This is a genomic window from Nocardiopsis nanhaiensis (assembly GCF_054778635.1).
Genome location: NZ_BAAGZJ010000006.1, coordinates 84,725 through 100,619 on the forward strand (window position 1 = coordinate 84,725; position 15,895 = coordinate 100,619).

General features: G+C 73.5%; 8 protein-coding genes. 7 read left to right on the forward strand and 1 reads right to left on the reverse strand.

The window, feature by feature from the left end; translation table 11 throughout:
• Nucleotides 1-130: 130 nt before the first annotated feature.
• The 6 genes from ACYVD1_RS04490 to ACYVD1_RS04515 are packed head-to-tail and all read left to right on the forward strand — an operon-like array spanning nucleotide 131 to nucleotide 11,706.
• Nucleotides 131-2,434 carry a vWA domain-containing protein gene (locus ACYVD1_RS04490; RefSeq protein ID WP_460768124.1) on the forward strand — a complete coding sequence of 768 codons (2,304 nt, stop codon included), beginning with the start codon at nucleotides 131-133 and terminating at the stop codon, nucleotides 2,432-2,434.
• Between the two features lie 52 nt (nucleotides 2,435-2,486).
• Nucleotides 2,487-5,678, forward strand: coding sequence for a tubulin-like doman-containing protein (locus ACYVD1_RS04495; RefSeq protein ID WP_460768126.1), 3,192 nt, complete (start codon nucleotides 2,487-2,489; stop codon nucleotides 5,676-5,678).
• Nucleotides 5,675-8,140 carry a hypothetical protein gene (locus ACYVD1_RS04500; protein WP_460768128.1) on the forward strand — a complete coding sequence of 822 codons (2,466 nt, stop codon included), beginning with the start codon at nucleotides 5,675-5,677 and terminating at the stop codon, nucleotides 8,138-8,140. Before ACYVD1_RS04495 ends, ACYVD1_RS04500 begins: the two co-directional genes overlap by 4 nt.
• Complete coding sequence (locus ACYVD1_RS04505) at nucleotides 8,137-9,246, forward strand: protein kinase domain-containing protein (protein WP_460768131.1); 1,110 nt, start codon at nucleotides 8,137-8,139, stop codon at nucleotides 9,244-9,246. Before ACYVD1_RS04500 ends, ACYVD1_RS04505 begins: the two co-directional genes overlap by 4 nt.
• A gap of 4 nt (nucleotides 9,247-9,250) precedes the next feature.
• Nucleotides 9,251-10,318 carry an ATPase/DNA packaging protein gene (locus tag ACYVD1_RS04510; protein ID WP_460768133.1) on the forward strand — a complete coding sequence of 356 codons (1,068 nt, stop codon included), beginning with the start codon at nucleotides 9,251-9,253 and terminating at the stop codon, nucleotides 10,316-10,318.
• Nucleotides 10,315-11,706 (forward strand): hypothetical protein, encoded by a 1,392-nt coding sequence (locus ACYVD1_RS04515; RefSeq protein WP_460768136.1) that lies wholly within the window; start codon nucleotides 10,315-10,317, stop codon nucleotides 11,704-11,706. The genes ACYVD1_RS04510 and ACYVD1_RS04515 overlap by 4 nt, the downstream gene beginning before the upstream one ends.
• A 64-nt stretch (nucleotides 11,707-11,770) precedes the next feature.
• On the opposite strand, the gene ACYVD1_RS04520 is transcribed toward ACYVD1_RS04515, so the two are convergent.
• Nucleotides 11,771-12,532, reverse strand: coding sequence for an SDR family oxidoreductase (locus ACYVD1_RS04520; RefSeq protein WP_460768139.1), 762 nt, complete (start codon nucleotides 12,530-12,532; stop codon nucleotides 11,771-11,773).
• 168 nt (nucleotides 12,533-12,700) lie between these two features.
• Here ACYVD1_RS04520 and ACYVD1_RS04525 point away from each other — a divergent pair, with 168 nt between their 5' ends.
• A complete protein-coding gene (locus ACYVD1_RS04525; RefSeq protein WP_460768140.1) occupies nucleotides 12,701-15,880 on the forward strand; it encodes an ATP-binding protein in 3,180 nt (1,059 codons plus the stop codon).
• Nucleotides 15,881-15,895: the final 15 nt, after the last annotated feature.

A 15,895-nucleotide genomic window follows, 5' to 3' on the forward strand; every position in this document is an offset into this window, starting at 1 on the left:
CGCGTCGCTGGCAGGCCAATGGCGCGGACGGGTCGGGGCTTGGGTCGGGAGGAGCGCGGTGGTACTGGTTCGACGTTCGCGGCGGATACGCCGCGCCGGGGCGGGTGCGGTCCTGAGAACGCTGGCACTCATGGCCGCCCTGCCACTCGTGTTGGCGGACCCGCTCGCCGCGGCCCACCCCCACGGACTGCCCGGGCAGGCGGCCCCCGACAACGGCCCCGCCATGGAGGACGAGGTGCCGCTGGACGTGGTGATCCTGGCCGACGAGTCCGGGAGTCTGACGGAAGCCGACGTCGCGGCCGAAGCCGAGGCCGCCGCCATGATCGGCCAGGGCATCCTCAACCCCGGCTCCAGGCTCGCGGTGGTGGGTTTCGGCAGTGACAACGGCGAGGAGGGCCAGATCGCGGCCCGGGAGGCCTGCCCGCCCACCTTCCTGGAAGAGGGCCGGGGGCGGGACGCCGTCATCGACTGCGTAGACGACCTCCGCGCGCGCACGGAGGAGGAGGGTTTCGACACCGACCACGTCGCCGCGCTGCAGAAGGCGCAGGAGTACTTCGCGGATGACGAGGCGCCCGAGGGCGCCGCCAAGGTCGTCTTCCTGCTCACCGACGGCGTCCTCGATGTCGGCAACAGTCCCCAGTACGGCGAGACCCCTCAGGTGCGCCAGCGCACCGCCCTGGCTGCTCTGGAAGGGGAGTTGGAGCGGGCCGAGAACGAGGAGGTCCAGATCTGGCCGCTGGGTTTCGGCGACGAGATCGACGAAAACCAGCTCGACGATTTCGCTGAGGACGGCTACCAGGGCGGCTGCAACGCAATGCCGGGCGCAGTGCCGCAGGCACGGACCGTCGAGGATTCCACCGAGATCCTGCTCTCGCTGGTGGACGCCCTGGCCAGTGCCTCCTGCCTGGGGCACGAGCAGGTCCCCGACATCGAGATCGGTTCGGGGGAGACCGTCGAGATCCCCGTCGACATCCCCCCGGTCGCCACGGAAGGCGCGATCCTGGTCGCGAAGAACAACCCGGACATCGCGGTCGAGTACGAGGACCCCCAAGGGGAGGTGGTGCCCCTGGAGGGGGACCGGGACGGTTCCGAGTTCAGTCACAGCGGGACCAACGCGACCGTAGAGGTGCTGCGGATCGGTAACCCCAGGGCCGGGGATTGGACGGTCCGGCTCACCGCCCCGGAGGGCGCGGAGGACGAGCTGGTCGCGATCAGCACCCTGTGGCAGGGGAGCATCCGCAGCCACCTCACCGTGGAGGGCGACCGGACCCCCGGTGCGCAGGAACTGGTGGTCCGCCTCCAACTGCACACCCGCCAAGGCAACCTGGACGACGTCGACGTGGACGCGGTTCTCGACATCCTGGTCGAGCTGGTCGACGAGGAAGCGGACGGCGATCCACTGCGGATCGACCTCGCTGATGACGGTGCGGACCCGGACCGGGAGGCCGGGGACGGCGAGCTGGCCGGGACGGTCGAGGTGGCCGGGGAGGACGGCGACTGCGTGGAAGTGCGCAGCCGCGTCGAGGGCGAGGGGATCTCCTCGGAGGAGTCCGCCTTCAACTGGTGTATCGGGGAGCAGGAGGACGCGGTGTGGGCCGCCGCCCGCTTCGACGACCCGCCGGAAGCGGTCGAGCCGGGGGAGGCGATCGAGGGGGTTCTCGACGTCGAGAACAGCACCGGGCAGGACGCGGAGGTCCAGCTGGTGGTGGAGGGGTCCGAGGGCCTGCAGTACGACGTGGAGCAGGACAGAACGGCCTTCGAACCGGGCAGTACTTCGGTGCCGGTACGGCTCCGCGTCGATACGGACACGGATCCTGGTGACGTCTCCTTCCACGGCATCCACGCCGCGGACGAGCACGATGAGGCCTTGGGCGGGATCGCCTCGCCGATCAACTTCGAGGTCCGTCCGCCGCCGGGCCCCTTCGAACGCTTCTGGTGGGTCTGGGCGCTGGTGCTGCTGCTGGTCACGGCCGTGATCCTCTACGCCGCCCACCGCCGTTCCGTCGCCCAGCGCCTGGCCGACGTGCGCGGACTGGTCGTCCAGCTCCGCCGCGACGGCCGCCCGGTCGGCCCGGAGCTGAAGGCGCTCAGCCGCCGCTCGGACACCTTCGCCTTCACAGTTCTGGACGGCCCTGAGCCGCGCCTGGACTATGCCGCCGACCCGCGCCAGCCGCACCACACGGTGCGTCGGCACCCGCCTTACGAGGTGCTGCTGCGCGACCCCGAGGGGCGCGAACAGCGGGTACGCCTCGATACCACGAGCGAGCCCCCGGCCCCGGGCGCTCTGAGCCTGTACGTGCGAGACGAACGCCGCTCGGCCCGGACCGCACCTTCTCCGGCCGACCCGGTGGCCGGCGGACGGCCGGGCCCGAACCCCCGTCCCCCCTGGGGCAGCCATGACCACGGGTCCGGTGGGCGGCACCCATGGGAGTGACCGTTCCGGCCGTCCCGCGCACCTTCCCCCCGATCCTTGAAGGGCCGATGCCATGACGATGAAGCTCTACCAGCCGATGCTCCACGTCGGACTCGGCGGCACGGGGTGCCTCATCGGTGCCGAACTCGAGCGCCGCCTGCGCGAGGAGCTGTGCGGGCCCGACGGGACCGAGTTCCAGCAGCTGCGCCCCGGCGGGAACCTGCTGCCGTACCAACTGCCGTCCTGTGTCCAGTTCGTCTACGCGGACGTCAACCGGTCCGAGCTGGACCGCCTGCCCGAACGCGTGGTGCCCGGCCGCCAACACCTGTCCGCAGTGGAACAGACCGCCCACTACGTCCGAGACCTCGTCCCCAGCGTCCCCACCTACCCCGAGGTCGCCCGCAGTCTGCGGCTGAGCGCCGAGGCGACCGTCGCCCCCTGGTTGCCGCCGGTCAACGGCGAACCCCGGGTGGCCCCGCTGGACCGCGGCGCGGGCCAGTTCCCCACCGTGGGCCGGGCCGCCCTCTTCGAGACCTTCCGGGGCGGGGTCGCCCCGGCGGTCGGCCCGCTCAGCGAGGCCATCAACCGGCTGGCCACCTCGGCCGGCGACCTGAGCATCCTGGGCGGCGGCCTACCCAAGTCCTGCGACGTGTTCGTGTCGTTCTCGGTGGCGGGCGGTACCGGGGCCGGCATCTTCTACGACTACCTGCACCTGATCGCCAACACGTTCCGCCGCTCGGACCTGAACGTCAAGATCTACCCCTTGGTGCTGATGCCGTCCGCCTTCGATGAGGGACTGGGCGGGGGGCGCAACGCCAAACTCAATGCGGGCCGGGCCCTGCTGGACATGTTCCGCCTGGTCGACGACCAGAACGGCGGGGACCTGGGCCCGGTGCTGCCCGACCACAGCGTCCGGCCCAGCCGGGCCCGCCCGGACGAGGTGGCCGTCCACTACCCGGTCGAGGGCCGGATCAGGATCGAACCCTCCACCGTGCAGACGGCGTTCCTGTTCAGCCGACCCATCGGCGCCGACCGCGAGGACCTGCACCGCTCGGTGGTCTCCCTGGTGCTCTCCCTCGCCGGAACCGACGTCCAACAGCGCACCGAGGGCGGCGACCTGGTCGGTGCGGACAACTTCCAGTCCTTCGCCGACAGCTTCATCAACACCCAGGCCGAACGCGAGATCCCCGCAGAGTCCGGTATCGGCAACCGCGGGGTGTCCACCGCCCTGGTCGCCTCCATGACCGTCCCCGTGGACGAACTCGCCGACCTCATCGGGGCCCGCATGCTGCGCGCCGCGGTGGAGGACATGGACGGCTCCCTGACCGACAGCTCCGACCAGAACCACCGTTTCATCGAGGAGTTCTTCACCCACGCGGACCTGTACCCGGTGCTGGCCCGGCCCGGCGACGACTTCGCCGACCCCCTGCCGGTGGAGGGGGCGCGCAACATCGCCACCGCCCTCCACGACCGGGGCGACGCCATGAAGCGGAGCCTGACCGCCCTGCGCGGCCGGCTGTCCCACGAGGTCCCCGAGATCGCCCAGGCCTTCGACTACCGCACCGGGACCCGCCGTCTGCTCTCCCTGACCGACCCCTTCCGCGCGCAGCGGGTGATGGTCGGCAACCCGGCAGCGGGCAGTGAGATCGAGAGGATGGGGGTCCTGGGGATCCTCCAGTCCCGCCGTACCAGTCCGCCGCCTCCGGAGGGGTGCACGCCGCTGCCCCCGCCCATCCCCAAACTGGACGACCGGATCGGCGGCCTGGTCAAGGCCAAGTACACCGACGCCAAACCCACCCAGGCCCGCGCGGACCAGGACGTCTGGTACGAGTGGCAGACCAAGCTGGCGTGGAACGAGGCCTGGGGCCAGAGCACCCCGCGCTGGCAGCGGGCGACCACCCTGATGCGGGCCGACCTGGGCGCGCTCACCGACGCGCTCAGCCAGCACGCCCGCTACGACGGCGAACGCTTCGAACGCCTCTCCCAGCAGCTCTACCGGCCGCGCACCGGCGTGTCCTACCTGCTGCCCCCGGTCGGCGGCGACCTCGAACCCTTCTACCACCGGGTCAAGGACCACCTGTCCACCTTCCACCAGGAGAGCGGTCGGCTGCGCCCCAACGCGGGCGAGGCCGCCCTGGTCCAGGTCATCATCGGCCCCGAGGGGTGGCGGCACGCCTACGACATCTCCGTCGACCGGACGCCCGCGGACGCCGTCACCTACCTGCGCGAGATCCTCAAGACCGAGATCAAACGCTTCCTCCGGTCACCGGGCCCGGCCCAGCGGCCCCTCCTGCCGCGCCTGAGCGACCTGCTGGCCCACGCCACCGACCAGGGCGACGGGGCCATCGCCCCCGAGAACGTCTCCCAGTTCCGCGCCCAGCTGGCCGGACTGCTGCCGGTCGGCTACACGCCCCAGGGCAGCGGGCCGCTCAAGATCCTGATCACCTACCACTCTCCCGGCCCCAACCTCCGGGTCGAGCAGTATCTGCGCGAATCGGTCAACCTTCCCGCGGCCGCCGGAGCCACCTACGAGTTCCGGCCGGTCAGTACCGAGACCGTCAGCGTGGTGCTCTTCCGCAGCTCGATGAGTGTCACCGAGGTGCGCGAGGTCCGCGACGTCATGCGGCTGTGGGCCGACGCATCACAGCACCACCAGCCCCAGGACTACCTGCGGTGGCGCCAGCGGCTGGGCTACGACTTCGGCTACCTGGCCACTACCGCCGAGCACCGCGTCTACATCCTGCACCGGCTGCTCAACGCACTCTGGAACGGCCGGGCCCGGGTGGTCGGCGACCCGCGCTCACCCCAAGAGGTGCGGTTCACCATGGGCGGCGGGGTGACCATGGCGCTGGAGCTCGTACCCCTGGAGGAGTCCTCGTCCTGGGGCAGCCTGATCCGCGCCTACGAACACTGGGCCTTCAACGGCGAGGACGCCATCACCCGCCAGTTCTGCGCCCAACTCATGAGCGAACTGCCCAGCGGGCTCGAGGGGAGACCGGCCCCTCCGGCCAAGCCGTACCAGACCCTGCGGAGTATCGCCGACGCCGAGATCACCCGGTTGGACGAGCTGCTGCGCGAGCCGGAGACCGGCAACCCCAGCCGCGTCCACCAGTACCGGGACTTCTGGGCCGCGATCCTGCCGGAGGCCGCCGGTATGGAGTTCCAGGGCGCCTCCGCGCCGGTCCGGGCCAACCTCCAAGCACTGGAGAGAGCGATCGAGCGCTCTCGGGGCACGGCGGAGGAGGGCGGGGGAGGGCACCCGTGAGCGTTCACCTCATCGACCTGCGCGGCGCTTCCGCCGCCGAGGCGCAGGCACGGATCCGGTACGAGTTCGGTCGCGGGAGGCCCATGACCGACTCCGCGCGCCTGCTGGTCCTGGACGACACGTGGCGGCTGGTCGAACACGCCGACAGCTACGGTGACGTCTTCATCAGCCAGCGGGTGCGGGCCATGGTGTGCGTGGCCGTGGGGCCGCCCAACCCCGGTGGGGGCGGCGGCCCCACACTCGACCGCCCCGGCCAGATCGGACCCGAGCGCGACGTCACCACGCTCTGGGTGGACGACACCACCGGGTTCTCTTGGAGCCTCAACCCCTCCGGCCCGGACGATCAACGCCCCGGGGCCGCTGTGGGACCGGGTGTGGGCCTGGCACGCCTGGTGGAACTGCTGGGCGACCCCGAGATCTTCGACCGGGTCGTCGCCCTGGGCAGGAGTCTGCCCGAGGCCACGGCCTCCCCGGGTCTGTCTTGGCTCGGGGACGAGGAGGGCGGCGAGACGGTCACTGCCGCCCTGTCCCGGGCCGCCGAAGCACTGGTCGCCGAGGGCCGCAATGCCGGGAGACGCGGTGTCGAGGGCTGGAGTTACGAGGGCCGGGGTGCCGACGCCGGGCGGGGCCCGCGGCCACCCGCGGGGGAGGGGTCGTCCCTGGTGGACCTGGTGCGGGGGGACCGGCTCAGCCCTCAGGGGGAGGAACGGGTCGGATGGGGTGAGACCGCGGCCCGCGAACGCGACCTGCGTGCCTGGCTCGCCCACGTCGAGGCGGACCTGGAGAGCCAGTCGGCCTGGACCGGGCCCCTCCACGACGTCACCCCGCATGAGCTGCGCACAGAGCACCTGCCGGCCGTGGGGGAGGCTTTGGGCGCCCTCCGGGACCACATCGGGTCGCTCTTCGAACGGCTCAGCTCCCTGCCCCCCGACCGGCTGCGGGCCCAACTCCGGGCCGAAGGCCTGACCGGCGCTTCACACGACCCCGAGGAACTGGCCGAGGCCGCGGCCGCCCTGGCCGGGGAGACCCGCGGGGCCCTGGCGCGAGGGGACACCATTCCGAAGGTCGCCGGGGACCTGGAGGACCTCGCCACCCGCCTCTCGCCCCAGGGCAGTGCGGCCGCAGCCCCGCGCCTGCGAAGCCTCCTGCCGGACCGGGCCGTCGCCCGGCTCCGCGCCAACGAGGGGCCACCGCTGCCCGGTCCGGTGTCGTGGCTGCTGGTCCCGGCCTTCGCCGCGCCCCTGTTGCCCGCCCTGGCCGGCGGGGCCCTCGGCGTGCTGGGCGGTCTGGTGCTCGCGGCCGCGTGGGTCGGGGCGGTCGCCGCGGGGCTGTGGCGGGCCGGCCAGGGGAGGGGGAACACGGGGAGGCCGGGCGGGGAGAGTCCGAGCTGGGAGAACCGGGGCCGGGCGAGCGAGGGCCGGGCGACACGGAACACCCTGGCGTTGCACGCGGGCGCGGCGGTGGCCGGTGTACTCAGCGGTCTGGCGGCCTCCACCTCCCTGCTCCCCGAACAGCTCCTCGGCCACCCGGGACCGGTAGCGGCCGGTGTGTTCCTCGGGGTGGGAGCGGGGGCCGCGGCACTGGTCGCGGCGTGGGTCCGCGCGATGGTCCGGTGGCGGGACACGCTCGGCCTCGAACAGGTCGGGGCGTCGGCGTCGGCACTGACCCGCCTGCTCGGAGAGGTGGCCCGTGCGGAGTGGGTTCTGGGCGGCGCCCGCCGTCAGCTGGCCGATACCGCCAGAGCGGCGGCCAGCGCCACCCGCGCCACCGCCGACGTCGTGGCCGAGCTGGTCGACCACGAGCCCGACGCCAAGCCGCGCAGCCGCTCCTTCGAGCTGGAGGACGTGCTGCGCCAAGACCTGATCGCGCTGGCCACTGGCGTACTCGACGCCGTATGGGAGGACCCGGGCGAAGGCCGGGTCTCCGACCTGTACGACCCGGCCCAGCGCCACGCCGAACGGCTGCTCGAGGACTACCGGGCCCACTTGGATCTCGTGGGCCCCTACGCGGCGCCGTCCTTCGCCGATCCCGCACTGCCGCGGCGCCCGCGCATCGGGGTCAGCCCCGACCGCGCGTTCCGCGCACTGGGGGAGGACCCGGCCGGACGGATGCTCCAGCTCTGCGACCCCAGCCACCTGCGACTGCTCTCCCAGGGCTCCGGTGTTCCCCGCACGGTCCGCTTCGCCCCTGCCGCGCTCCGCCCCCACCGCTCCCAGCACCCTGCACAGGCTCCCGCCGACGTGCAGTGGACCGGAGGCCACCTCGTCGGCCAGCTGAGACTGGTGCCGCTGCGCTCCGGTGTGGTGCGCACCGAGTGGCGGCACGAACCGGACGGGGGGCGGGCCGAAGCGCACGGGAACCACTCCGGGCTGGAAGGGGACCGGCCCGAACACCAAGAGCCCGTACCGGACGGGCCCGAACCTCCCCGAGAGACCTTCACCTGGAAGGACGGCAGCCCTTGAACGGCGACGACGTGTACGAGACCACGGTGCGCGACGCCGTCTACCGTGTCCCGGAAGCGGCGGCGAACAACCGGGCGGACCTGGAGGTGGAGTGCCGCCTGACCCCCCTGCGCGACCTGTCCCCGAGTACGGTCCCCTTCCTCGGCCGCCGCCTGGTGCGGGTCGAGGCCCAAGGCCGCGAGTCGACCCTGCTCCAACTCTGGGTCGGGGGCACCGAGGACGACGGTGACGAGCGCGCGGAGGCCTTCGACCGGCTCGACAACGCGATCCTCGCCGGGGTCAGGCTGGCCCGTGCCTCTGCGGGCGGTACCTACCCGCCCGAACTCACCCGCCTGGTCGGCTACCACGACGACCCCGTCGCGCCCTTCGCCCTCCTCACCCCCTACCAAGGGCAACCGGTCCGCACCCTGTTGGGGCGCAGGCAGCTCTTCGACGAGGAACGCGAGGCCTTCCGGCACGGACTGCTCCTGGCCCTGGAACGGCTCCAGGCCGCCGAGGTCGTACACCGGGGTCTGAGCCCGTCGACCGTGTGCTGGAACCCCGACCGCGGGACCGTCCACGTGTACGACTTCACCCTGGCCACGGTGCGTGGAGCCCTCCGTACTCGGACGGGTACCGAACCGTGGAGCTCCCCCGAGCAGCGCGACGGGTCCGGGCGCTGCGACCCGCGCGACGACGTGTGGTCGGCGGGCCTGATCCTCTTCCAGACCCTCACCGGGCACCGGGTAGAACGGGGCGAACAGCTGCCCGTCGACACGTTCCCCGGTGTGAGCGCTGACCTGCGAGGTGTGTTCGAGGCCGAGGCGGCCCACCGCCCGGACGCCGCCGAGCTCTTGGAGCGGCTGACCGGGGCCGCCACGAGTCCGCGCGGCATCGACGACCACCTCAGCCCGGAGATCCGCCTCTTCTACCGGCGCCTGGCCCAGAAGCGCGGGGAGGACGCCGACCCGGGCGGGGAGGCCCCGACGGTACCCGACCCCGGGTCGGCCCCGGCCCCCATCCACCCGCTGTGGGAGCGGGCGCGCCGGAACTGGCCGCTGCTGACGGTGGCCGCCTTGCTGGTCCTGGTCACCGCGGTGGCCCTGAGCAACATCCTTGGAGGGTGAACGGGTGATCACTGTGGACACACCCCAGGTGCACTGCCCCGTCTGTCTGAGCCGTGTCGTCCTGAACCTGGGCGAACTGTGGGTGCGGGACGACGGAACACACCGGCCCCTGCGGATCCCGTCGGGACTCAACGCCGTGCAGCAGAGCCGGATCATGCGCGACGCCCAGGTCCGCTGTCCCAACCGCACGGACGAGGTGCCCGAGCACTACCTGCCCTACGGGTACGTGACGAGCGACCCCCTGGTGATCGCCCTGGTGGGCGCACCGCGCTCGGGCAAGACACACTTCCTCACGTCCCTGATCAGGACCGTCGACAACGAGCCGCTGCACGACTTCGGGCTGTACACCACCCCCTTGGACAACAGCCGGTACGACCAGTTCATCGTCACCAAGGTCCGACGCCTCTTCGAGGACGGCGAGCTCCTGGACCGCACGGGGGAGAACGTGTGGGACTTCGAGGTCGGGCTCCTGGTCGGCCAAGCCCGCGGTGGTCGGTCCCGCGGATGGGCGGTCGCCTTCTTCGACGTGGCGGGTGACGACCTGTCCGGAATGAACAGGGCGCAGAAGCGGGTCTTCTTGGAGGGCGCCGACGGCTACGTCTTCTTCATCGACGGGGATCAGCTGGCCAGGGGTGTGCCCGACGCCTCGTTCACCACGGTCCTCGGCCTGCTCGACCGCGACCGCAAACGCGCTTCGGCCGCCACCCTGGTCCTCAGCAAGGCGGACCGGTTCCGCTTCGACTACCCGGTGGACCGCTGGCTGCGCACCGGGCCTCCCACGGCGTCCCCGGAGGAGATCGAACGGGAGAGCCGCGACCTCTTCGCCCACATCCGCCGGTACCGGCACGCCGACCTCTGGCTGCGCCCCTGGTTCGAGTTCGACCGCAGCAGTATCCACGCGGTCTCGGCCACCGGCGCCCCGGAACGCCCGCCCGACCCCTCCGGCGCCGAACCATCCCCGGCGCGCTACGCCCGGCCGGTCCGGCCCCAGCGGGTCCTCCAACCCTTCGTGTCGCTCCTGGCGATGACCGGAGTGATCGACACCGACGGTGCCCGGAGGGTGGGACGGTGACCGGACGCGAGCGGCTCGAGCCGATGCACCAGATCCACTACAGCTTCCGGGAACGCAACCTCCTCGGCCAGGGCGTCGGGCCCAGCGCCACCTCCCTGCCGCGGTCGGGCGAGGCCTACCAGCAGTTGGCCAGGTGGGACGGGCACCTAGCCGGTGTGGTCGTCCCGGAGTTCGCCTCGGGGCAGGAGGGGCCGGGCCACTGGTACCGGTGGTTCGACGGCCAGGGCGTCCTGGTCTACCGGGCCCCCGAAGCGGTGCGCCGGGACCGCCGCGGCGGCACCGCCCGCGCCCTCGTCGGCCCAGCCCTGACCCCCGAACTGGCACTCGTGGCCGCCCACCGAGGGGCGGTGGCCAAACGGAGGGAGGCCGAACCGGGCTGGGGCACCCTGGACCCGATCCCGGCCCCCAGCCGGGAAGAGTTCGACCACGGGGCCCGTGCCCTGGAGGAAGGGCTCATGGGTGACGCGCGCCTGGTCGACCTGGTCCGGGCGGCCCTGGCCGCACGATGGGAACCGGTCGACGTCTTGGTCCCGGACACCGTCGGCCAGCTCACCGAGGAGCACCGGATCCTGTTGCTGTGGGGGGTGCGCCGTGCCCTGACGGAGGTGTTCGACCAGCTCCCCGGCGACCGTCCGGATCGGAAGGGCTGGTCGTTCGCCACCTACGAACCCTGGCCCGCCGACACCCGGCTCACCAGCGAACGCCCGATGGTCGCCTTCCGGCCCCGCCCCCGCGGCGCCGAACTGCCCCGAGGCCGCCGCCCCCTGGACCTGTTCTCCCCCTCAGCCGCCCAGGACCGCGACCGCGACGTGGCCCAGTGGCTGGTCAACCGCGACCGCGACCGGCCGCTGGGCGACCTCGCCGCCTCGGACTACGAGGAGCTGATGGACCGGCTCCACGAGCGCGCCGACCAGGACGGGTGGGCGTTCAGCGGTACCCGGAGGCCGCAGCAGCCAGTACCCGCCCCGGTTGGCGACCCGGAACCCGGGCCAGGCCCTGCGTCCCGGGGACGGATCGAAGCTCCGCCCGGACCCGATCCCGTACCGGTGCGAAGACGCGAGGAACACGTGGAGGGCCTTCTCGACGACCTCGCAGCGGCCGCCACCCCGGACGAGGTCGAGACGGCCGCCAACGGCCTGGTCGCCCACCTCTGCCCTAGCTTCCACCGGCTCCGAGCGGAGGGGGCCGCCGCGGCGCCAGGGGAGACGGGGGAGAGCGGGGCGGACAGTCAGGCAGGCGCCGGCGAAGAGGGGCGCACCCGCCGATCGCGCCGGGCCGAGCTGAACAACACCACCGTCGCCTTCCTCGCAGGGGCCGGGACCGCCGCGTTCCTGCTGCTGTTCTCCCTGGCCCTGAGCCTGGCCGTGGCCCTGGTGGTGGTCACCTGACACCGGCGGGCCCCAGTGGCCCCGGCGAGCCCGCCCGAGGGCTCGCCGGGGCGCGGCGACCGCGTCAGCCGAGGCTTTGCAGCGCCGGACCGATCCCGCCGTCCACGGGCAGCTCGGCGCCGGTGGTGAAGGTCGCCTCGAAGCCCAGGAACAGCACCGCCCGCGCCACCTCGGCCACCGTCCCGTGGCGGCCCATGGGCGTGCCCCGGTCACCGGCCTCCGCGATCGCCGCCCTTTCGGCCTCCGAGGCGTCGGCGAACCCGCCGGAGCGCGTGTGCACGAACCCGGGAGCCACACAGTTGACCCGGATCCGGCGCGGCAGCAGCTCGGCCGCGAAAGACCGGGCGAAACCCGCCACCGCCGCCTTGGTCCCGGTGTACACGCTCAGCCCGGCCGTCCCGGTCGCGTTGGTCACCGACGTGGTGAACACGACCGACCCGCCATCGGCGATCATCGGCGCCAGCCGCTGCACGGTGAAGAACGCGCCCCGGGCGTTGATCCCGAACATCCGCTCGTAGGCCTCCTCATCGACCTCCGTGAACGGTGCCGCCGCGGCCACCCCCACGTTGACGTGCAGGAAGTCGAACCCGCCCAAGACCTCGCGCACCGTCTCCGCCAGTACGTCGGCGTCGGCGACCCGGGCCGCGTCCGCGCGCACCGCGTGCACCCGGGGACCGAACCTGCCGCGCACCTCCTCCAGGTGCTTCTCGTTGTTGCCGGTCAACAGCACCGTCGCCCCGCCGGCCAGCAGCTCTTCGACCACGCCCAGGCCCATGCCGTGCGTTCCGCCGACCACCACGGCCCGCTTGCCCTCGTAGACACCCATGAGAACTCCTTGCTCTTCACGGGGGCGGCCCGGTGGCCGCCCCCCGACACGTCACACGGTGTCCGGTACCGCCACGGGTCGCCCACGGATCCGCTACGGGCCCGCCACGGGCGGGGAGAGGTTCACCACGGGCGGGGGAGGACCGCCGCGGAGCGCTACCGTGAGGGCATGCGTTTCGGGGTGCTCGGGCCACTGTCGGTGCGGACCGACCACGGGGAGCCCGTCCGGGTCGGTGACACCAAGGTCCGCGCCCTGCTGGCCGCCCTGCTCCTGGCCCGGGGGCGCCCCGTCCCCGCCGACCGGCTCGTCGACCACCTCTGGGGCGACAGCCCGCCGACCCGGCCCACAGCCGTCCTCCAAGCCCGGGTCTCCCAGCTGCGCGGGGTCCTGGACGCCGCCGAACCGGGAGCCCGTGCCCTGGTCCGCCACCGCCACTCCGCCTATCTTCTGGAGGCCGACCACCTCGACGCCACCCGCTTCGAGGACCTCCTCGACCGTGCCTCCCGCACCGCCGATCCCCGCTCCCGCGCCGACCTGCTCACCCAGGCCCTGGACCTGTGGCGCGGACCCGCGCTGGCCGAGTTCGCGGACACCGGACCCCACGCGGACCCGGGCAGGTGGGCGGAGCTGACCCGCTGGACCGAAGGGCGCCTGTCCGCCGTGGAGGACCTCGCGGAATGCCGCCTGGAACTGGGCGAACACACCGCCTTAGCGGCCGAACTGGCCGGACCCGCCGCCCAGCACCCCTACCGGGAGCGCCTGCACGCGGCCCACCTGCGTGCGCTCTACGGGGCCGGCCGCCAGGCCGAAGCCCTGGCCGGATACGCGCGCCTGCGGTCCCGCCTCGCCGACGAGCTCGGGATCGACCCCGGGCCCGCCCTGCTCGACCTGCACCGGGCCATGCTCGCCCGCGACCCCGCCCTGGACCCCGTGCCCGACCCCGCACCCCCGCCGAGCAGCCTTCCCGCACCCGTCGGCGCACTGGTGGGCCGCGACCGCCAGCTCCGGGACTTGCACGCCCTGCTCACCGAACACCGGCTCGTCACCCTCACCGGCCCGGGCGGGGTCGGCAAGACCAGCCTCGCGCTGGCGGCCGGAACACGGCTGTCGGCCCAGGACGGCGCCTGGCTGGTCGAACTGGCCGGACTCGCGCCCGACGGCGACCCCGTACCCCTCCTGGCCGCGGTCCTCGGCGCCCGGGACGACCGTACGGCCGGACCCACCGGAGACACGCCCATAGCCCGCGACGAACTGGCCCGGATCGTCGCGCTGCTCCGCGGGCGCCACAGCCTGCTCGTGCTGGACAACCACGAACACGTCGTCGCGCCGGTCGCCGCCCTCGTCTCGCACCTCCTGGCCGCTCTGCCGCACCTGCGCGTCCTCGCCACCGGCCGGGTCCCCCTCGACGTGGGAGGGGAACACCTCTACGCGGTACCCCCGCTCGACCTGCCCCCGCCCGGAGTGACCGACCCCGACCGGCTCGCCGCCTCGGGTGCCGTCCAGCTCTTCACCGAACGCGCCCGCGCCGCCCGCGGCACCTTCACGCTCACCCCCGAAACCGCCCCCGCCGTCACCACGGTCTGCCGACGCCTGGACGGCATCCCCCTGGCCCTGGAACTGGCCGCCACCCGTCTGCGCCACCTCGGCATCGGTGACATCGCCGCCCGCCTGGACGACCGGTTCGCCCTGCTCGGCACCGGCCGCCGCGACGCCCCGGCCCGGCAGCGCACCCTGCGCGCCGTCATCGACTGGAGCTGGGAACCGCTCGACGCCGCCGAACGCGCCGTTCTGGCCCGCCTCGCCGTGACCGCGGACGGCTGCGAACCCGACACCGCCGAGGCGGTCTGCTCGGGACCCGACCGGGCGGACCCCGGCACGGAAGGGGCGGAGCCCGGGGAAGGACCGGTGCACGTACCCCGAGAGCAGGTCCTGGACCTGATCGGCAGCCTGGCCGACCGCTCCCTCGTCGTGGTCGAGGACCACCCCACCCGTACCCGCTACCGGCTCCTGGAGACCGTGTCCGCCTACGCCCTGGAGCACCTGGCCGCCTCCGGCGACCACCACCGCGTCCGCACCCGGCACGCCCGCCACCTCGCCGACCTCGCCGCCACGGCCGATGCCCGCCTGCGCGGGCCCGGCCAGCACCGCTGGCTGGAACGCCTGGACCGGGAGGCCGCCAACCTGCACGCCGCCCTCGACGACGCCGTCCAGAAGGGCGACACCGACCTCGCCCTGCGCCTGGCCGCCACACCCAGCTGGCACCGTTACCTCAGGGGGCGTTCGGGGCAGGCCCGGCTGGCCCTGGACCGCGCGCTCTCCCTGCCTGGCGGGGACCCCGCCACCCGTGCGGAGGCCGAGCTGTGGCGGACCGCCCTCGCCCTGCCCGCCACCGACAGCGAGCTTGCCCGACGATCACGCGCTCCCGAACACCTGGCGGCGGTCACCGATCCGGTCAACCGCGCACGCCTGGCCTGGCTGGTCGAACACACCCGGTGGGGCCTGGGCGACCGCGACCAGGCCACCGCCCGCGTCGAGGCCGCCCACGCAGCCGCGGTCGCGGCCGGCGACCCATGGGGTGCAGCGGTATCCCGGGCGACCCTGGCCGACGCCTCCCTCAGCCGCGGCGACATTGCGGGGGCAGCGGAAGCCGCCGACCGGGCCGCGGGGACGCTCCGGGACCTTGGCGACGGTTGGGGTGTCCTCCACGCCACCGACGTCCTCGCCCAGGCCATGGAGGCCGTCGGCGACCTCGACGGCGACGCCGACCACCACGAACACGGCCTGCGCCTGGCCGAGGACCTGCGGCTGTGGGGCAGCGTCACCCGCGCCCTGTCCGGGCTGGGGAGGGTGGCGCTGCTCCGCGGCGACCTGGACCGGGCCGACGTCCTGCACGGCCGGGCCGCCGCCCTGGCCGCCGAGCACTCCGATGCCGGGGCCGAACAGTTCGCCGACGCCGGTACAGCGCTGGCGGCCCGCCGACGCGGTCACCCCGAGCGGGCCGAGCGCGTCCTGGGCCGCTGGCTGGACTGGAACCTGCGGGCGGTCAGCCATGTCGGAACGGCGTTCATTCGCACCCAGCTCGGCTACGCCGCCGAGCAGCGAGGGGACGCCGCGACCGCCCTGGACCTGCACACCATGGCCCGAGCCGACGCCGAGGCCAGCGGCGACCCGCGCGCGGTCGCCTCCGCCCTCGAAGGGCTGGCGGGCGCCCATGCGCTCACCGGGGACCGGACCCGCGCCGCCGACCTCCTGGCCGAGGCCACACGGCTCCGCGAGCGGTCCGGTGCACCCCTCACCCAGGCCGAGCGCTTCGACGTCGACCGGGTCCTCGCCCGGCTCCGGGGCTGACCGCGCCGAAAACCG

What these genes read in the sequence shown, in the direction of transcription:
- ACYVD1_RS04490 (WP_460768124.1), top strand. Translation starts at nt 131, where the DNA reads ATGGCCGCCCTGCCACTCGTGTTGGCGGACCCGCTCGCCGCGGCCCAC.
- ACYVD1_RS04495 (WP_460768126.1), top strand. Translation starts at nt 2,487, where the DNA reads ATGACGATGAAGCTCTACCAGCCGATGCTCCACGTCGGACTCGGCGGC.
- ACYVD1_RS04520 (WP_460768139.1), bottom strand. Translation starts at nt 12,532, where the DNA reads ATGGGTGTCTACGAGGGCAAGCGGGCCGTGGTGGTCGGCGGAACGCAC.
- ACYVD1_RS04525 (WP_460768140.1), top strand. Translation starts at nt 12,701, where the DNA reads ATGCGTTTCGGGGTGCTCGGGCCACTGTCGGTGCGGACCGACCACGGG.